The organism is Escherichia sp. E2562 (assembly GCF_005781075.1).
GTDB lineage: Bacteria > Pseudomonadota > Gammaproteobacteria > Enterobacterales > Enterobacteriaceae > Escherichia.
In genome coordinates this window covers 96,199-114,321 of the sequence record NZ_VATM01000011.1, presented here as the reverse complement: position 1 = coordinate 114,321, position 18,123 = coordinate 96,199, and the positions used below count along the sequence as shown (strand labels likewise).

The window sequence follows — 18,123 nt, the reverse complement described above, 5'->3', positions numbered from 1 at the left end:
CTATTACTTCATCAAATTTTAATTGGTTGCGGGGGCCGGATTTGAACCGACGACCTTCGGGTTATGAGCCCGACGAGCTACCAGGCTGCTCCACCCCGCGTCCGTGGATGCGCACTATACTCCGCTCGCGTTTTCATGCAACCTTTTTTTTACTCTGATCACGGATTTGGCATGATTTTGAACAAAAACAAAGCATTGAAGTCTATTTTTTGTACAAAATTTGCATCAGGGAATACTACGGATTTCATTAAAGGCGACGGTTTGTTATCTTCATTAACGCCTTATTTTTTAACCTGAAGAAGAGAACAATGAAAGGACGTTGGGTAAAGTACCTTCTTATGGGCGCGGTTGCGACGATACTGGCCGCCTGCTCCTCCAAACCAACCGATCGCGGACAACAATATAAAGACGGGAAATTTACCCAGCCTTTCTCTCTGGTGAACCAACCAGATGCTGTTGGCGCGCCGATTAACGCCGGTGATTTTGCCGAACAAATTAACCATATCCGCAACGCGTCGCCGCGTCTGTATGGCAACCAGAGTAGCGTTTATAACGCCGTGCAGGAGTGGCTGCGTGCAGGCGGTGATACCCGCAATATGCGCCAGTTCGGCATTGACGCCTGGCAGATGGAAGGTACGGATAATTACGGTAACGTACAGTTTACGGGCTATTACACGCCGGTGATTCAGGCGCGCCATACTCGTCAGGGCGAGTTCCAGTATCCTATTTATCGAATGCCGCCAAAACGTGGGCGTTTGCCGTCTCGCGCGGAGATCTACGCGGGAGCATTGAGCGATAAATACATCCTCGCTTACAGCAACTCTCTGATGGATAACTTCATTATGGATGTGCAGGGTAGTGGGTATATCGACTTTGGTGATGGCAGTCCGCTTAACTTCTTCAGCTATGCCGGAAAGAATGGTCATGCCTATCGCAGTATTGGCAAGGTGTTGATCGATCGTGGCGAAGTGAAAAAAGAAGATATGTCGATGCAGGCGATTCGTCACTGGGGTGAAACACACAGTGAAGCCGAAGTTCGCGAGCTGCTGGAACAGAACCCGTCTTTCGTCTTCTTTAAACCGCAGTCTTTTGCACCGGTGAAAGGGGCAAGTGCGGTGCCGCTGGTTGGTCGCGCTTCAGTTGCCTCCGATCGTTCCATTATCCCGCCAGGTACAACCTTGCTGGCAGAAGTGCCGCTGCTGGATAATAACGGCAAATTTAACGGTCAGTACGAACTGCGTTTGATGGTGGCGTTAGATGTCGGTGGTGCAATCAAAGGCCAACACTTCGATATCTACCAGGGGATTGGACCGGAAGCCGGACATCGCGCAGGTTGGTACAACCACTATGGACGTGTCTGGGTGCTGAAAACCGCCCCGGGCGCAGGTAACGTCTTTAGCGGCTGATGTGATATTCTGTATGCCGTTTTTACGGATAAGGCAGGGTGAGGGATAATCTCACCTCCTGATTGTTGACTAAGTGCGCGTTGTTCATGCCGGATGCGGCGTGAACGCCTTATCCGGCCTACAAATCATGCAAATTCAATATATTGCAGGAGTTATGTAGGCCTGATAAGCGTAGCGCATCAGGCATTTATGCGTTTAGGGTGAGGGATAACCTCGCCCTTTTTAATTCTGAGGTGCTATGTCTGTTGTAATTAGAGATGCATGGCGTCAGCGTTTTGGTGGCACAGCGCGTCTGTATGGTGAAAAAGCGTTGCAACTGTTCGCTGATGCGCATATTTGTGTGGTGGGTATCGGTGGTGTCGGTTCCTGGGCTGCGGAAGCGCTGGCGCGCACGGGGATTGGCGCAATCACGCTTATTGATATGGATGATGTGTGCGTCACCAATACCAATCGGCAAATTCATGCGCTGCGCGATAACGTCGGGCTGGCAAAAGCGGAAGTGATGGCGGAGCGCATTCGCCAGATTAACCCTGAGTGCCGTGTAACAGTAGTAGATGACTTCGTGACGCCGGATAACGTAGCGCAATACATGAGTGCAGGTTATTCGTATGTAATTGATGCCATTGATAGCGTGCGACCCAAAGCGGCGCTGATTGCTTATTGTCGGCGCAATAAAATTCCGCTAGTCACGACCGGTGGCGCTGGTGGGCAGATTGATCCGACGCAGATTCAGGTTACCGATCTGGCGAAGACGATTCAGGATCCGCTGGCGGCGAAGCTGCGCGAGCGCCTGAAAAGCGATTTCGGCGTGGTGAAAAACAGTAAAGGTAAGCTCGGCGTGGATTGCGTGTTCTCTACCGAAGCACTGGTGTACCCGCAGTCAGACGGCACGGTCTGTGCAATGAAAGCCACGGCGGAAGGGCCAAAGCGGATGGATTGCGCATCTGGATTTGGCGCCGCGACGATGGTAACCGCCACCTTTGGGTTTGTTGCGGTTTCTCATGCGCTAAAGAAGATGATGGCGAAAGCGGCGCGTCAGGGGTAAACATTAGGTCGGATGCGACGTCTGGTGTGTCTTATCCGACCAGAAACTGTGTAGCATCAAGCTTGCTTTGCCGCAGCGAGAATTGCCTCGCTTAACGCATTCAACCCCTGACTGCGAGAGGCGCTAAGTTGCGCACGTAATCCCAGCTCATCAAACAATGCCAGCGGCGACAGTGCTTGTAACTCGGCGGCAGTTTTGCCCTCAACGGCAGTCAGCAATACGGCCAGCAGACCGCGCACAATGCGCCCTTCGCTATCACCAAAGAAATGCATCCTGCCGTTTTCTGCGACGTTAAATCCAAGCCAGACGCGGTTTTCACATCCGGCAATTTCTTTGGCCTGTGCTTTTAATTCGTCTGGCAACGCAGGAAGCTGTTTCCCCAACATAATCAGCTGGCGATATTTGTCTTCCCATTGCGTCAATGGCGCGAAAGTATCGCGTAACGTCTCTACGGTAACGGTTGTGCCGAACGGATGTCCGGCGAGTTGCGGGTTCGTCATTAATCCACCAATAATTCCAGCGCGCGGTCAACGGCATTCACCAGCGCATCCACATCACTCTTTGTATTATATGGCGCAAAAGAGGCGCGCAGAGTGCCGGTTACGCCTAATTCTGCCAACAGCGGTTGAGCACAGTGCTGCCCGGCGCGCAGGGCAATACCATATTCCGCCAGTAGCGTCACCATATCGCTGTGATGAACACCCGCGAAATCAAAGGCCAGCAGGCTGGAGTCCTGACAGCGGAATGAACGAAAGCCTGGACGTTTTGCCAGAGCGTCTTCTGCAAGCGTCGCCAGGCTACGGCTCCAGCTTTCTGCCTGGTCGATATCATAATCGGCCAGCCATTCCAGCGCCGCGCTTAATCCTATGACACCAGCGACATTTGGCGTTCCGGCTTCCAGTTTCCACGGCGCGGATTGAGTAGTGAAGCCGTCAAAACTCACTTCGTGAATCATTTTGCCGCCGCCCAGCCAGGGTGCCATCGCTTCCAGCAGTTCTGGTTTGCCGTAAAGCACGCCGATACCCGTCGGGCCATACAGTTTGTGACCAGAGAAAGCATAGAAATCGATATCCAGTTGCTGAACATCGGCAGGGAAATGCACTGCGCCCTGAGCACCATCAACCATCACCACCATCCCGGCTGAATGAGCAAAGGTAATCGCTCGCGCCAGATCCGGGCAACCGCCAGTGACGTTCGACATCTGGCCCAACGCCAGAATTCGACTACGGGGAGTAATTAACTCCGGCAATAAATCGACATCCGGCGACCGCTGCGCATTAAGCGGCAGTTTCACTACTTTGGCTCCGGTTTGTTGGGCAACCATTAGCCAGGGAACGAGGTTAGCGTGATGCTCTGCCACGCTGACAATAATCTCATCGCCCGGTTGCAGACGCGGACGGGCATAGCATTGTGCCACCATGTTGATGGATTCGGTGGTGCCGCGCGTCCAGACGATAGTTTTATCATCCGGTGCATTTAGCAATTGCGCTACTTTTTCCCGTGCAGCTTCATAACGTGCGGTCAGGCGTTGGGCTTCGGCAAACTGGCTGCGATGGACGTTTCCGGCGCTCAGGCTATAGAACTGCCGGGTTGCTTCAACCACAGCTTCGGGTTTGAGTGCGGTCGCTGCACTATCGAGATAAACGCCCGCATCCTGTAGCGCGGGAAACTGGGCGCGAAATTGCGCGGGATTAAAAACGTTCATGAGACTCCTCGGCTTGATTCGCCGATCGTGACGCAAAATTCACTTTGAAACAAGGTGAGTGCTAACCATCGGAATCGTCTGGATATCCTGTCGAAGCCGCGTCAGTAACATATGCTGAATAGTGTTAGGCGTTAATTTTAGCCTGTTAATCAATATTATTAAGATTTAGTAATCGCTTTAAGGAGAAGAAGATGAAAAAGACTGCCGCCATTATCTCTGCCTGTATGCTGACTTTTGCCCTTAGCGCCTGCTCCGGTTCGAACTATGTGATGCACACCAACGACGGACGTACCATTGTATCTGATGGTAAACCGATGACGGATGATGAAACCGGTATGATTTCTTATAAAGACGCTAATGGCAACAAACAGCAGATCAACCGTACCGACGTGAAAGAGATGGTCGAACTGGATCAGTAATTCGCGATCGCAAGGTAAAAAAAAGCACCGCAATTAGGCGGTGCTACATTAATCACTATGGACAGACAGGGTAAATGTACAGGAAGTGAAAAAAGGTAGCTTTGCTACCATGGTCTGAATCGCAGACCAATTGCAAACACAACAACACAACATCACAACCGTAAGCCAAAAGTTCACCAGAACACGCATTCCGATAAAACTTTTCGTTCCGGCTCAGGAAGTGCCGCCACTATAGGTATTTGCTGGTAGAAGCTCAACGGACAATTTATAATGGCTCAGATTAAAAAAACTAATAGGTTACACAGTGTGATCTAATTGTTAAATTCATTTAACATCAAAGTTTAAAAGCCATGTCTAAACGATTACCACCGCTAAATGCCTTACGAGTTTTTGATGCCGCAGCCCGCCATTTAAGCTTCACGCGTGCAGCAGAAGAGCTTTTTGTGACCCAGGCCGCAGTAAGTCATCAAATCAAGTCCCTTGAGGATTTTTTGGGGCTAAAACTGTTCCGCCGCCGTAATCGTTCACTTCTATTGACCGAGGAAGGGCAAAGCTATTTTCTCGATATCAAAGAGATATTTTCGCAATTAACCGAAGCGACGCGTAAACTCCAAGCCCGTAGCGCCAAAGGGGCATTGACGGTCAGCTTACTCCCCAGTTTTGCCATCCACTGGCTGGTACCGCGACTTTCCAGCTTTAATTCAGCTTATCCGGGAATCGACGTTCGAATCCAGGCGGTCGACCGACAGGAAGATAAACTGGCGGATGATGTCGATGTGGCGATATTTTATGGCCGAGGCAACTGGCCGGGGCTGCGGGTGGAAAAGCTTTACGCCGAATACCTGTTGCCAGTGTGTTCGCCTTTACTATTAACCGGTGAGAAATCCTTGAAGACGCCGGAAGATCTGGCTAAACATACGTTATTACACGATGCATCCCGGCGAGACTGGCAGACATATACCCGCCAGTTGGGGCTGACCCATATTAACGTTCAGCAAGGGCCTATCTTCAGCCATAGCGCCATGGTGCTACAAGCAGCTATTCACGGGCAGGGTGTGGCGCTGGCAAATAACGTGATGGCGCAATCTGAAATCGAGGCCGGACGCCTTGTTTGCCCGTTTAATGACGTATTGGTCAGTAAAAATGCTTTTTATCTGGTATGTCATGACAGCCAGGCAGAACTGGGTAAAATAGCCGCCTTTCGCCAATGGATCCTGGCGAAAGCCGCTGCTGAACAAGAAAAATTCCGCTTTCGTTATGAACAATAATTTATGTAGGGTACGACCATGACCAGCCGTTTTATGCTGATTTTCGCCGCCATTAGCGGCTTCATTTTTGTCGCTCTGGGGGCTTTTGGTGCGCATGTTTTAAGTAAAACCATGGGTGCCGTTGAAATGGGCTGGATCCAGACCGGCCTCGAATACCAGGCATTTCATACGCTGGCAATTTTAGGTCTGGCGGTGGCAATGCAACGTCGCATCAGTATCTGGTTTTACTGGAGTAGCGTCTTTCTGGCGCTAGGTACGGTGCTGTTCAGCGGCAGCCTTTATTGCCTGGCGCTGTCTCATCTGCGTTTGTGGGCGTTTGTCACTCCGGTCGGCGGTGTGAGTTTTCTCGCGGGCTGGGCGTTAATGTTAGTTGGTGCTATCCGTTTAAAGCGCAAGGGCGTAAGTCATGAATAAAGTTGTATTGTTGTGCCGTCCGGGCTTTGAAAAAGAGTGCGCCGCAGAAATTACCGATAAAGCCGGGCAGCGGGAAATATTCGGTTTTGCCCGTGTAAAAGAGAATGCGGGTTATGTGATTTATGAATGTTATCAAGCGGAAGATGGCGATAAGTTAATCCGTGAACTGCCATTTAGTTCATTAATTTTTGCCCGCCAGTGGTTTGTGGTGGGAGAACTGCTCCAGCATTTGCCGCAGGAAGACCGCATTACGCCAATAGTTGGCATGTTGCAGGGTGTGGTAGAGAAGGGCGGCGAACTTCGCGTTGAAGTCGCGGACACCAACGAAAGTAAAGAGTTACTGAAATTCTGCCGCAAATTTACTGTGCCGTTACGGGCTGCCTTGCGTGATGCGGGCGTCCTGGCGAGCTATGAAACGCCGAAGCGTCCGGTTGTGCATGTGTTCTTTATCGCACCAGGCTGCTGTTATACCGGCTACTCCTACAGCAATAATAACTCGCCGTTCTATATGGGCATTCCGCGCCTGAAGTTTCCGGCAGATGCGCCAAGTCGTTCCACGCTCAAGCTGGAAGAGGCATTTCATGTGTTTATTCCTGCGGATGAATGGGATGAACGCCTGGCGAACGGGATGTGGGCGGTGGATTTGGGCGCTTGCCCGGGCGGCTGGACCTACCAACTGGTGAAGCGCAACATGTGGGTTTATTCCGTCGACAACGGCCCGATGGCGCAAAGTCTGATGGATACCGGACAAGTAACGTGGCTGCGGGAAGATGGTTTTAAATTCCGCCCGACACGTAGCAATATCTCGTGGATGGTGTGTGACATGGTGGAAAAACCGGCGAAGGTCGCGGCTTTGATGGCGCAGTGGCTGGTTAATGGCTGGTGTCGTGAAACTATCTTCAACCTTAAATTGCCGATGAAAAAACGCTACGAAGAAGTATCACACAATCTGGCGTACATTCAGGCACAGCTTGATGAACATGGCATTAACGCCCAGATTCAGGCGCGTCAGTTGTATCACGATCGCGAAGAAGTGACGGTGCATGTCCGTCGCATCTGGGCTGCGGTAGGTGGTCGTCGCGACGAGCGATAACAGGCAAGGCCGGGGCGTCGTCTCCGGCCTGCTACCCTTTCCGTCAGGCTGTTACCAAAGAAGTTGCAACCTGGCGCTCATCAGAAATAATGTGCGTTACCTCATCCAGATGCCCGATGCGGGCTTCCCCTGAACGATTAAATTTACTTTTATCAATCAATAACAACGATTGCGCGGCACGTTTTAATAGCATCGATTTGTAATCAGCGTTGATGGCATTGGAGTCCCACAGTGCGCCGCTGCTATCGATCCCTTCACAAGAAAAAATAAACAGATCGATTTCCAGCGATTTAAGTTGGGAAATCAGCGAGGGATTGACGTAACAGCCATATTTGCGCTCAAGTGTGCCGCCGGAACTGATCAGTTGAATGCGTTCGCGTTTACCGAGTTCATGGCAAATCGGATGGCTATTGGTGAAGACCTGGATGTTGATGTCAGGCAACTGGCGTGCCAGATACCAGCAAGTTGAACTGGCGTCTAAGGCTATCACCATCCCTTCTTCAATCCACGTGAGCGCCTCGCGCGCGATATCTGCTTTATGCGCATAATGGCTTTTCAGCCGGATGTGAAAGGGATCGCCACTGTCTTGATTTTGACGGTGGATATATTTAGCGCGTCCATGATTGCGCAGAATTTTACCCTGCGTCTGTAATTCATTGAGATCGCGACGAATGGTTTCTTTACTGACCTTTAGCTGTTCAGAGAGAGCTTCCGTGGTCAGGCTGGTATGGTTCAGCAGCAGGTTGACTATCGCTTGCTGGCGTGCCGCTTTCATATTTTTCACCCCATCATTCGATAACCGCCCGCGTCATGCGGGCGTACCGGTATGAGATTACGGTGTTACCCCTTTTTTTAAAAGAATATTCCCGTACTTCGCTCGTTCGCCTGTGATAACGATCGCAAAGGCTTTTTGCGCCCGTTCATAAAACGCAAAACGATTGATGCGGATGATGTCAGGACACGGGGCTTGTAGTGAAAGCGCATTACGGTAACGTCGTTCTACTTCAGGATCGAGAGTGTCACCTTCTACCGCCGCCATCATCACCAGCGGCGGTGCATAACTGTCCAGTTCAAATAACGGGATAATCGCCTGGAGCAAGTCGCTCACCAACAGGCCATCAGCGCGGATCACCTGCGGTCCCATCGAATGGGCGGGAAAGTGAGCATCGGAAAAAATAATTTCATCTCCATGTCCCATCTCTGCCAGCACTTTCAATAGTTCGGGAGAAATTAACGGCGAAATTGTTTTCAGCATTTCACACTTCCTCTATAAATTCAGGTTCAGTTTGCGGGTAGAAATAACGGTACTGATAATGAATCTGCGCGCGGGCTTCTTCCGGGCTGTTAAATTCCCCTACGCCATACCAACCGAACAGCGCAGCTCCTGCGACGGTCGTTTCGGCGTCGTCGAGAACTTTTACCGGAATATCAAGCATATTGGCTTTAATCTGATTCCACAATGTGTTGCGACTTCCTCCGCCGACTAACAATAATTCAGAGGCTTTAAAGTGCCCGATTTTTTCCAGCATCTGTAGATTGCGCTGTAATTGCGCGGTTAACCCTTCCAGCGCCGCGCGATAGAAATGCCCCCGCGTGGTATTAAGCGTCACTCCTTGCCAGCCAGCGTTCTGACACGACAATAAATCACACTGCATTTTCACACCATCCGCGCCAGGCGCGATCAGACGAGCCTCTTCAATCAACATTTGCCAGGGAGTTTCAGCCGTCCAGAACAGTTCTCTCACCCATTCCAGCACGCCGGATGCCAGCCATTGCATACCTGGGTTATACAACCCTACCTGGCTATCCGGTTCGCAGGTGGAACCGACGTACTGACTTAACAGCGAAGTATCAACCTGGGCGCTGCGGACCATCAAAATTTCCCATGTACCGGAAGAGAGCACGGGTTCATTTTGTTCGGCACCAGCGCCAAAAAGGGCGAACTGGGTATCGTGACCTGCGGAAATCACCGGTATGCCAATGGGTAAGCCGAGCATTGCTGCTACGCCGTTCTGTAGCGTACCAATCTGTTCACCCGCTTCCACCAGACGAGGGAAGAGTCGGCGTGGAATACCGGTGGCTTGTAAAATTTGCGGACTGAAACCGCGTTGCTGGATATCCAGCATCTGGCTGGTTCCGGCCATCGTGATATCAGTAGTGAATTCGCCGGTTAAACGGTGGTTAATCAGCGACGAAATAAAGAGCCAGGCGTGCGCGCGTTCCAGCAGTTGTGGATGATTTTCTTTCAACCACACCAACTTATATAACGTATTGAAACTAAAGGCTCCGACGCCAGAAATAGCCTGCAACCGCTGTGCGGAGATCAACCGTTCAATATTGTCCATTACCGCTGCTGTTCGCGGACATTTCCAGCTAATGATCGGATAGAGCAGATTGCCTTGTTTATCTACCAGAGCGCCATCCACACCAAAGGTGGTGACGGCGATACCGCGGATGTGGCATTCAGTTAGTTCACTATTGATTTGCCTACAGCAATCAGCAAAGCGTTGCAAAATGGCGTCTAAAGACCACTGGTGCCAGGTGTTGTTTTCCATCGCGATATCGCTGGCATTAGGCGTTGAGGCGCGGGCAATAATTTTTCCCTGCCGATTAACCGCGATGGCCCTGACATTGGTCGCGCCACAGTCGAGTACCAGGATAACTTCTTGTTTCATAATCGCTCCTGCAATATAGCCGGATAACATTGCTTATCCGGCTAACCACTCTTGCTTGTTCAGGCCCGGTAGCCGGAGTGACCGGGCATAACATCAGGGAGTAATGTATTAACGCTTATACAACGGGCCGTAGTTCTGGCATGCACGGTAATCCTGGCCTTCAATATCCATACCGTGCGCGGCCCAGGTAGAAGGACGATACACTTTGCTCTCTTCAACGTTGTGCATACACACCGGGATACGCAGCATGGAGGCGAGAGTGATAAAGTCTGCGCCAACGTGGCCGATGGTCAGAACCCCGTGGTTAGCGCCCCAGTTCGCCATTACCGAATACACATCCGTAAACGGCCCTTTACCAGTGAGGCGCGGTGCAAACCAGGTGGTTGGCCAGGTTGAGTTGGTGCGTTTGTTGAGGATGTCATGCACATCCTTCGGTAATTCCACGCTCCAGCCTTCCGCGATTTGCAGTACCGGTCCCAGGCCTTTGATGATGTTGACACGAGTCATGGTGAACGGGACGCCGCCTTCGGTAAGGAAGCGGGAAGAGTAACCGCCGCCACGGAAGTATTCGTGGATCGCCGGGCACCATTCGGTAGCGGCGAGGCAAGCGTCAGCCTCTTGCTGAGAGATTTCCCAGTGTGGCTTCATCGTCGGGTTACCTTCGCTGTCGCGTTGTTTACAGGAACCGTCCAGCGCAGCAGAGCCGGAGTTGATCAAATGGATGATGCCGTGTTCTGCCAGTCCGTCCAGTTTATGCCCTGTTACACGCTCAATTGCATCTGGTGACCAGTAGGTACGCACATCGGCAAATACCTGAGCGGTGCCGGTGAGCTGGTGGCCCATTAACATTGCCACGCCGTTAAGACTGTCGTTTTCAGTCGCCACGACAAAGGGTTCGCGTACGCCATTCCAGTCAAATGAACTGTTGAGGATCGCTTCGGCGGTGTCACCATTGGGATATTGATCGGTCCAGTGGCGTTGCCCCTGGAAGCCCGCAGCGATGGCGTTGTAGCCAAGTGATTCTTCCACGCGACCGATATCGGCCAGTTTGCTATTGCCTTGCATCATGTCGCGGATACACATCGCCATCAGTAAACTTTCGCGCAGAACAGCGCGGCTTTGCTCGGCATTACGTTGATACTGTTTGTTATTTTCATCTTCGCCATAGCGGAAGTTTTTATCAGCCCAGGCCAGCGCCATTTCCAGTTCGGCTTCGTCGTAAATCTTCTGATCGATACGGCGGCGCAGTTCGGTCATATCCACCGCCTGGACTTTCATTCCCAGCCAGGATTCAAAGAAGTTGTGGTCAACGATGGAACCGGCGATGCCCATCGAAACACCGCCCAGTGACAGATAGCTTTTACCTTTCATGCTGGCGACTGCCAAACCGGCGCGGGCAAAGCGCAGCAGTTTTTCTTCAACGTCGGCAGGGATCGATGTGTCATCGGCATCCTGAACGTCATGACCGTAAATGGAGAATGCCGGAATGCCTTTCTGACTGTGAGCAGCTAAAGCTGCTGCGAGGTAAACAGCTCCGGGGCGTTCAGTGCCGTTAAAGCCCCAAATGGCTTTCGGGCGGGTTGGGTCCATGTCGATGGTTTCACTGCCATAGCACCAGCAAGGCGTTACCGTAATGGTGAGGCCTACATTCTGACTGCTGAATTTTTCTTCGCAAGCAGCGGCTTCAGCCATACCCGCGATACAGGTATCGGAAATGACACACTCGACAGCAGCTCCGCAGGCATGGCGCAGTTTATCGGTCAGCAGTGCGGCCGTGGCGTTCGCCATATTCATTGTTTGTTCTTCAAGCGACTCACGAACACCCATGCGACGACCGTCGATAACCGGGCGGATGCCAACTTTCGGTAAGCTGATTTTTTTCATTACAGATTCCTCACTTTATTCGGAAAATATGTTCAGTTAGTTGCCGTTTGAGAACGGAAACGGGCAAAGATAAAGATGACCGCGAAGCAGAGTGCGGGGATCAGTTCAGCAGTGGGGATGTTGCCCGCCGCGTCACTGACAAAACCCATGACCGGAGTGACAATACCGCCGCCAATAATGGTCATAACGATGAAGGATGAACCGTATTTGGTGTCCTGGCCGAGATTCTTAATGCCCAGCGAGAAGATTGTTGGGTACTGAATCGACATAAAGGCGCTGCATAAAGTCAGGGCTATTAAGCCCACATGACCGCCAGCGAAGGCTGAGATCAGGCACAGTGCCATAGCGATTAATGCGTAGGCTGCCAGGACTTTGTGTGGTGCGAAGCGACTGATGAGCCAGGTACCGGTGAAACGACCAATAAAGAAGCACACCATGGTTCCGGTTAAATAGTTAGCGGCAAAGCCTGCAGTCATACCTGGAATTTCTTCTACAGCGTAGCGAATCAAATAGCTCCAGCAGGCCGTTTGTGCGCCGACATAGCAGAATTGCGCTAATACCGCCCAGCGCCAGTGACGAATACGCGCCAGACGAGAAAGCGATGCGGAGAACGATCCTTGTTTAGCGTCACTGTGATTATCACTCTGCAATGCCGGGAATTTCGTCAGCATGATCAGCAGGGCGACCAGTAACACGATAGCCACGATGATCATATAAGGTGTCTGTACCGATAATACCAAGCTGTGTTTATACGCACTCAATTGCTCTGGAGACATTTTATCGAGAACGTCTTGCGATTGATGTGGCACGTTAGACAAAATAAGACTTTGCCCAAAGACAACCGCGATAATTGCGCCAAATGAGTTAAATGTTTGCGCAAGATTTAAGCGGAAGTGACCACTGCTTTCCGGCCCTAATACCGTAACAAAAGGGTTTGCGGCAGTTTCCAGACAACCTAATCCGGCTGCAATAATAAATAGGCCAACTAAAAATAAGGTGTAGTTCATTATTTCTGCCGCGGGCCAGAATAATGCAGCGCCCAAGGCATATAAAAATAATCCGGTAATAATCCCTGCTTTATAACTGAGTTTTTTCATCAATATCCCAGCAGGGATTGGGATAATGAAATAACCAAAGTAAAAGGCCGATTGGATCAGGCCAGCCTGGAAATTTGTCAGCGTAAAAGCCTGCTGGAATTGAGGTAATAAAATGTCGTTAAGGTTATTGGCTACCGCCCAAAGAAAAAACAGTGAGCACAGCAGCGCGAATGGAATAATGTAACTTCTGCTTTGCCCTGCATCTTTATCTACCGCACGGTAACTCTGCGTTTGTATTGATGTGTTTCCCATAGCATCCTCTTAGGTTCAGAAGCTTAAGCACGTAATCGGTTATGTTTTCAAAAGTGCAAAACTAGCGAGTTCGGGCTTCATATCAGTGAATATTTGCCTGTCTGAAATGAACTCATGGATTCATTTTCAAATAAAAAACGCTCTGTAATATGACGGCGGTCACACTTATTAGCTGGAAAGTGACTTTATGTGACTACCATCACTTTAATAATCGAAATTTCATGCCCGTTTCAGAAAATAAATCATAAAAAACACAAACCAGATGACCGTATTAATTGTTTGTGCAGAAAACGGGCATTCCTGGCTGGGAGGAGCAGAAAAATGACCGTTTTGATAAATATTTTTAAGAGCGGTCATTTTTAATGGGGTTATAAAAAGAGAACTTGCAGTTATTTACTGTGATTAGTTGAACCAGGTCACAAAATATAAGCTTGTGAATTTCTTTCTGGTTAATCAGGAAGAAGATGGTGGGTAATTAAATGGCTAATTCAATAGTGTGAAAGGAACAACATTATTGCCCTGTTTTGAATCAGAGAGAGGTAGCTAATGGAACGAAATAAACTTGCTCGTCAGATTATTGACACTTGCCTGGAAATGACCCGCCTGGGACTGAACCAGGGGACAGCGGGTAACGTCAGTGTACGTTATCAGGATGGGATGCTGATTACGCCTACAGGTATTCCATATGAAAAACTGACGGAGTCGCATATTGTCTTTATTGATGGCAACGGTAAACATGAGGAAGGAAAGCTCCCCTCAAGCGAATGGCGTTTCCATATGGCGGCCTATCAAAGCAGACCGGATGCCAACGCGGTTGTTCACAATCATGCCATTCATTGCACGGCAGTTTCCATTCTTAACCGACCGATCCCCGCTATTCACTACATGATTGCGGCGGCTGGCGGTAATTCTATTCCTTGCGCGCCTTATGCGACCTTTGGAACACGCGAACTTTCTGAACATGTTGCGCTGGCTCTCAAAAATCGTAAGGCAACTTTGTTACAACATCATGGGCTTATCGCTTGTGAGGTGAATCTGGAAAAAGCGTTATGGCTGGCGCATGAAGTTGAAGTGCTGGCGCAACTTTACCTGACGACCCTGGCGATTACGGACCCGGTGCCAGTGCTGAGCGATGAAGAGATTGCCGTAGTGCTGGAGAAATTCAAAACCTATGGGTTACGGATTGAAGAGTAATTTCGCAAAGCAACAAGGAGAAGTACGATGGCTAACAGAATGATTCTGAACGAAACGGCATGGTTTGGGCGCGGTGCGATTGGTGCTCTTACTGATGAGGTAAAACGCCGTGGTTACAACAAGGCGCTGATCGTGACTGATAAAACGCTGGTGCAATGCGGCGTGGTCGCGAAAGTGACCGATAAGATGGACGCCGCAGGGCTGGCGTGGGCGATTTACGACGGTGTCGTTCCGAATCCGACAATCAGCGTAGTAAAAGAAGGGCTTGGCGTATTTGAGAACAGTGGTGCGGATTATCTAATCGCCATCGGCGGTGGTTCCCCGCAGGATACCTGTAAAGCAATTGGTATCATCAGCAATAACCCTGAGTTTGCCGATGTGCGCAGCCTGGAAGGGCTTTCACCGACCAACAAACCCAGCGTGCCGATTCTGGCGATCCCCACCACGGCAGGCACTGCGGCGGAAGTGACTATTAACTACGTAATCACCGACGAAGAAAAACGTCGTAAGTTTGTTTGCGTTGATCCGCATGATATCCCGCAGGTGGCGTTTATTGATGCTGACATGATGGATGGCATGCCTCCGGCGCTGAAAGCCGCGACGGGTGTCGATGCGCTGACTCATGCCATCGAGGGGTATATTACGCGTGGTGCATGGGCGCTGACCGATGCGCTGCACATTAAAGCCATTGAAATTATCGCCGGTGCGCTGCGAGGATCGGTTGCTGGTGATAAGGATGCCGGAGAAGAAATGGCGCTCGGGCAGTATGTTGCGGGTATGGGCTTCTCGAATGTGGGGTTAGGGTTGGTGCATGGTATGGCGCATCCACTGGGCGCGTTTTATAACACTCCACACGGTGTTGCGAACGCCATCCTGTTACCGCATGTCATGCGCTATAACGCTGACTTTACCGGTGAGAAGTACCGCGATATCGCGCGCGTTATGGGCGTGAAAGTGGAAGGTATGAGCCTGGAAGAGGCGCGTAATGCCGCTGTTGAAGCGGTGTTTGCTCTCAACCGTGATGTCGGTATTCCGCCACATTTGCGTGATGTTGGTGTACGCAAGGAAGACATTCCGGCACTGGCTCAGGCGGCACTGGATGATGTTTGTACCGGTGGCAACCCGCGTGAAGCAACGCTTGAGGATATTGTAGAGCTTTACCATACTGCCTGGTAAATGCGCTGATGTGATAATGCCGGATACGACGTTTGCGGCGTATCCGGCTCGCCGTTACCGTACCAATCGCAATTGCTGTAAATTGCCGTCGATATGCAAATCAGTCTGTAAGCGGGCGATATCACGGCACAGGAACGCCATCTCTTTATGGGCTTCTAATTTCTTGCGCCACTTTTCGGCAACCACTTCCAGATTCTCATAGATCCCTTCCAGACTCTGAAACTCGACCAGCAACTGCGTGGCGCTTTTGGGCCCAATTCCCGCAACGCCTGGCACCTTTGAACTACTGATCCCCGCCAGCCCCCAGTAATCGGGCAATTGCTGCGGTTGAACGCCAAATTCTTTATCGATAAACGGTGCATCCAGCCAGCGTTTCTGGAAGTAATCGCGAATACGTAATGTAGGTGAAAGTAGCTGACAGTAGCCTTTATCTGTCGAAACGATGGTTGCCTGATGCCCCGCCTGGGTCACTTTGACCGCCAGCGTGGCGGCTAAGTCGTCGGCTTCGTTGCCGCTGGCTGACCAGCACGGGACACCGCGTTGCTCAAAGGCTGCACGTAACGCGGGCATCTCGTTGTGCAACTCTTCCGGCATTGGCGGGCGACCCGCTTTATAATCAGGCAGGCGCTGATGACGCCAGCCGCTACTGCGGTTTTCATCATCAAAAACGGCGACGGCGTGGGTCGGCTGGCTGTGCATAATAAGTTGATCAAGGGCGTGCTGACAGGTTTCCACGCAGGGTGAACCCTGCACGGCATGAATGCGACGAATAAGATTCAGTGCATCGACAATAAGCAAATGAACAGCCACGATAACCCCCTTAAAGATCAGGCGATAAGGGTAACATTCGATGCCGGAACAGGCTATGGCTGGATGAGAAAACAGGAAGAGGGCTCGCAAAACGAGATCTGATATTGATGACAACGCCAAATTGCCTGATGCGCTGCGCTTATCATGCCTACAAAAGAATCGCAATCTATTGAATTTGCGCTGTTTTATAGGTCTGATAAGGTGTTTGCGCCGCATCCGACATAAACAACAGGTACATTCTCAACAATGTGAGGCCTCGCAAAACGAGGCCTCTGGAGAGCGATTAATCGCAGGCAACGATCTTCATTGCCAGGCCGCCGCGAGAGGTTTCGCGGTACTTGGCGTTCATGTCTTTACCTGTTTCGTACATGGTTTCGATAACTTTATCGAGGCAGACGCGCGGTTCGCTGGTACGGCGCAGTGCCATACGCGCGGCGTTCACCGCTTTCACTGCCGCAATGGCGTTACGCTCAATGCACGGTACCTGAACCTGTCCAGCAACCGGGTCACACGTCAGGCCGAGGTTATGCTCCATAGCGATTTCCGCCGCGATGCACACCTGCGCCGGGCTTGCGCCTAACAGTTCTGCCAGACCCGCCGCCGCCATTGAGCACGCCACGCCAACTTCACCCTGGCAACCCACTTCGGCACCAGAAATCGACGCGTTCATCTTATAAAGAGAACCAATGGCGCTGGCTACCAGCAGGTAACGAGCCAGTGAGTTAGCGTTCACTTCACGGATAAACTTGTCGTAGTACGCCAGCACTGCCGGGATAATCCCGCATGCACCGTTAGTCGGCGCAGTCACCACACGACCGCCCGCAGCGTTCTCTTCGTTCACTGCCAGTGCGAACATGTTGATCCAGTCAACAACCGCCATCGGGTCAGTGGTGGTTTTATCCTGGCTGACCAGCATCCGGCGCAGTGCCGCGGCACGGCGTGGAACGCGCAGTTTGCCAGGCAGCACGCCTTCGGTGGTGATACCGCGTTCAATACCGCCACGCATCACTTCCCAGACGTTCGCCAGGTGCTGTTCCAGCTCTTCTTTGCTGTGCAGCGCCAGCTCGTTTTTCATCATCAGACCAGAGAGTGACAGCCCGGTTTCCTGGCAATGTTTTTGCAGGTCGGCTGCTGAACTGTAAGGATACGGAACTTCAACCGGTGCGCTATCCTGCTGGCCAAAATGCTCTTCATCAACGATAAAGCCACCGCCGATGGAGTAATACGTCTGGCTGTAAACAACTTTATCGCCCGCCAGCGCGGTAATGCGCATGCCGTTCTCATGCAGAGAAAGGTTATCGGCATGGAAGTTCATGCATTCATCAACCGGAAACTCGACTTCGTGCTGACCGTTTGCCAGCATCAGGCGACCGTGAGTATTCACATCCTGAATAAAACCAGGGATAGAATCGATATCCACGGTATCCGGCAGGTTACCTGCCAGGCCCATAATAATGGCGATATCAGTGTGGTGCCCTTTGCCGGTCAGAGAGAGCGAACCATAGACGTCAACCACCACGCGGGTCACGTCTTTAAGCAGGTTACGGGCAATCAGATCGTCGGTAAATTGTTTACCCGCTTTCATTGGTCCAACGGTATGAGAACTGGAAGGGCCAATGCCGATTTTGAAAATATCGAATACGCTAATCATAGGAAATACATCGCGTTAAAACGGAGGAAGCGCC

General features: G+C 51.1%; 17 protein-coding genes and 1 tRNA gene. 8 read left to right on the top strand and 10 right to left on the bottom strand.

Features of this window, described 5'->3' with window-relative positions; all coding sequences use genetic code 11:
* Nucleotides 1-23: 23 nt before the first annotated feature.
* Nucleotides 24-100: transfer RNA gene (locus tag FEK43_RS16595), tRNA-Met, on the bottom strand.
* 208 nt (nt 101-308) lie between these two features.
* On the opposite strand from FEK43_RS16595, the gene mltA reads away from it, so the two are divergent.
* Nucleotides 309-1,406 (top strand): murein transglycosylase A, encoded by a 1,098-nt coding sequence (gene mltA, locus FEK43_RS16590; RefSeq protein WP_135407713.1) that lies wholly within the window; start codon nt 309-311, stop codon nt 1,404-1,406.
* A gap of 238 nt (nt 1,407-1,644) precedes the next feature.
* A complete protein-coding gene (tcdA, locus tag FEK43_RS16585) occupies nt 1,645-2,451 on the top strand; it encodes a tRNA cyclic N6-threonylcarbamoyladenosine(37) synthase TcdA (RefSeq protein WP_135407711.1) in 807 nt (268 codons plus the stop codon).
* A gap of 56 nt (nt 2,452-2,507) precedes the next feature.
* Here tcdA and csdE read toward each other — a convergent pair whose 3' ends face one another.
* Nucleotides 2,508-2,951: a cysteine desulfurase sulfur acceptor subunit CsdE gene (gene csdE / locus FEK43_RS16580; RefSeq protein ID WP_135407709.1), complete on the bottom strand. Its 444-nt coding sequence runs from the start codon at nt 2,949-2,951 to the stop codon at nt 2,508-2,510.
* On the bottom strand, nt 2,951-4,156 hold the full coding sequence (gene csdA / locus FEK43_RS16575) for a cysteine desulfurase CsdA (RefSeq protein ID WP_135407706.1): 1,206 nt from the start codon (nt 4,154-4,156) through the stop codon (nt 2,951-2,953). The genes csdE and csdA overlap by 1 nt, the downstream gene beginning before the upstream one ends.
* 191 nt (nt 4,157-4,347) lie before the next feature.
* Here csdA and FEK43_RS16570 point away from each other — a divergent pair, with 191 nt between their 5' ends.
* The 4 genes from FEK43_RS16570 (at nt 4,348) to rlmM (ending at nt 7,350) form a co-directional block, all read left to right on the top strand.
* Nucleotides 4,348-4,575 (top strand): YgdI/YgdR family lipoprotein, encoded by a 228-nt coding sequence (locus FEK43_RS16570; protein WP_130207708.1) that lies wholly within the window; start codon nt 4,348-4,350, stop codon nt 4,573-4,575.
* A 350-nt stretch (nt 4,576-4,925) separates the two neighbouring features.
* Nucleotides 4,926-5,843: a glycine cleavage system transcriptional regulator GcvA gene (gene gcvA, locus FEK43_RS16565; protein WP_130207706.1), complete on the top strand. Its 918-nt coding sequence runs from the start codon at nt 4,926-4,928 to the stop codon at nt 5,841-5,843.
* Between the two features lie 18 nt (nt 5,844-5,861).
* Entirely contained in the window at nt 5,862-6,257 is a 396-nt protein-coding gene (locus FEK43_RS16560; protein WP_000203905.1) for a DUF423 domain-containing protein, read from the top strand.
* Entirely contained in the window at nt 6,250-7,350 is a 1,101-nt protein-coding gene (gene rlmM / locus FEK43_RS16555) for a 23S rRNA (cytidine(2498)-2'-O)-methyltransferase RlmM (RefSeq protein ID WP_130214557.1), read from the top strand. The genes FEK43_RS16560 and rlmM overlap by 8 nt, the downstream gene beginning before the upstream one ends.
* Nucleotides 7,351-7,393: 43 nt before the next feature.
* On the opposite strand, the gene fucR is transcribed toward rlmM, so the two are convergent.
* The 5 genes from fucR to fucP form a co-directional block, all read right to left on the bottom strand.
* A complete protein-coding gene (gene fucR / locus FEK43_RS16550) occupies nt 7,394-8,125 on the bottom strand; it encodes an L-fucose operon activator (protein ID WP_130259359.1) in 732 nt (243 codons plus the stop codon).
* Nucleotides 8,126-8,182: 57 nt separating this feature from the next.
* Complete coding sequence (gene fucU, locus FEK43_RS16545) at nt 8,183-8,605, bottom strand: L-fucose mutarotase (protein WP_000920840.1); 423 nt, start codon at nt 8,603-8,605, stop codon at nt 8,183-8,185.
* A gap of 1 nt (nt 8,606) precedes the next feature.
* On the bottom strand, nt 8,607-10,025 hold the full coding sequence (gene fucK / locus FEK43_RS16540) for an L-fuculokinase (protein WP_135407704.1): 1,419 nt from the start codon (nt 10,023-10,025) through the stop codon (nt 8,607-8,609).
* 108 nt (nt 10,026-10,133) lie between these two features.
* Complete coding sequence (fucI, locus tag FEK43_RS16535; protein WP_135407701.1) at nt 10,134-11,909, bottom strand: L-fucose isomerase; 1,776 nt, start codon at nt 11,907-11,909, stop codon at nt 10,134-10,136.
* 32 nt (nt 11,910-11,941) lie between these two features.
* Nucleotides 11,942-13,258 (bottom strand): L-fucose:H+ symporter permease, encoded by a 1,317-nt coding sequence (fucP, locus tag FEK43_RS16530; protein WP_000528603.1) that lies wholly within the window; start codon nt 13,256-13,258, stop codon nt 11,942-11,944.
* Between the two features lie 546 nt (nt 13,259-13,804).
* Here fucP and fucA point away from each other — a divergent pair.
* Both fucA and fucO read left to right on the top strand, forming a co-directional pair.
* Entirely contained in the window at nt 13,805-14,452 is a 648-nt protein-coding gene (gene fucA / locus FEK43_RS16525; RefSeq protein WP_130259356.1) for an L-fuculose-phosphate aldolase, read from the top strand.
* Nucleotides 14,453-14,479: 27 nt separating this feature from the next.
* A complete protein-coding gene (fucO, locus tag FEK43_RS16520; protein WP_135407699.1) occupies nt 14,480-15,628 on the top strand; it encodes a lactaldehyde reductase in 1,149 nt (382 codons plus the stop codon).
* Between the two features lie 54 nt (nt 15,629-15,682).
* On the opposite strand, the gene xni is transcribed toward fucO, so the two are convergent.
* Both xni and sdaB read right to left on the bottom strand, forming a co-directional pair.
* Nucleotides 15,683-16,438 carry a flap endonuclease Xni gene (gene xni / locus FEK43_RS16515; RefSeq protein ID WP_135407697.1) on the bottom strand — a complete coding sequence of 252 codons (756 nt, stop codon included), beginning with the start codon at nt 16,436-16,438 and terminating at the stop codon, nt 15,683-15,685.
* 283 nt (nt 16,439-16,721) lie between these two features.
* Nucleotides 16,722-18,089 (bottom strand): L-serine ammonia-lyase II, encoded by a 1,368-nt coding sequence (gene sdaB / locus FEK43_RS16510; protein WP_135407695.1) that lies wholly within the window; start codon nt 18,087-18,089, stop codon nt 16,722-16,724.
* Nucleotides 18,090-18,123 lie beyond the last annotated feature (34 nt).

Coding starts and splice junctions, on each gene's coding strand:
- rlmM (WP_130214557.1), top strand. CDS start 6,250: ATGAATAAAGTTGTATTGTTGTGCCGTCCGGGCTTTGAAAAAGAGTGC.
- fucI (WP_135407701.1), bottom strand. CDS start 11,909: ATGAAAAAAATCAGCTTACCGAAAGTTGGCATCCGCCCGGTTATCGAC.
- fucO (WP_135407699.1), top strand. CDS start 14,480: ATGGCTAACAGAATGATTCTGAACGAAACGGCATGGTTTGGGCGCGGT.
- gcvA (WP_130207706.1), top strand. CDS start 4,926: ATGTCTAAACGATTACCACCGCTAAATGCCTTACGAGTTTTTGATGCC.
- fucK (WP_135407704.1), bottom strand. CDS start 10,025: ATGAAACAAGAAGTTATCCTGGTACTCGACTGTGGCGCGACCAATGTC.
- fucP (WP_000528603.1), bottom strand. CDS start 13,258: ATGGGAAACACATCAATACAAACGCAGAGTTACCGTGCGGTAGATAAA.
- fucR (WP_130259359.1), bottom strand. CDS start 8,125: ATGAAAGCGGCACGCCAGCAAGCGATAGTCAACCTGCTGCTGAACCAT.
- fucU (WP_000920840.1), bottom strand. CDS start 8,605: ATGCTGAAAACAATTTCGCCGTTAATTTCTCCCGAACTATTGAAAGTG.
- FEK43_RS16570 (WP_130207708.1), top strand. CDS start 4,348: ATGAAAAAGACTGCCGCCATTATCTCTGCCTGTATGCTGACTTTTGCC.
- mltA (WP_135407713.1), top strand. CDS start 309: ATGAAAGGACGTTGGGTAAAGTACCTTCTTATGGGCGCGGTTGCGACG.
- sdaB (WP_135407695.1), bottom strand. CDS start 18,089: ATGATTAGCGTATTCGATATTTTCAAAATCGGCATTGGCCCTTCCAGT.
- csdE (WP_135407709.1), bottom strand. CDS start 2,951: ATGACGAACCCGCAACTCGCCGGACATCCGTTCGGCACAACCGTTACC.
- FEK43_RS16560 (WP_000203905.1), top strand. CDS start 5,862: ATGACCAGCCGTTTTATGCTGATTTTCGCCGCCATTAGCGGCTTCATT.
- tcdA (WP_135407711.1), top strand. CDS start 1,645: ATGTCTGTTGTAATTAGAGATGCATGGCGTCAGCGTTTTGGTGGCACA.
- csdA (WP_135407706.1), bottom strand. CDS start 4,156: ATGAACGTTTTTAATCCCGCGCAATTTCGCGCCCAGTTTCCCGCGCTA.
- fucA (WP_130259356.1), top strand. CDS start 13,805: ATGGAACGAAATAAACTTGCTCGTCAGATTATTGACACTTGCCTGGAA.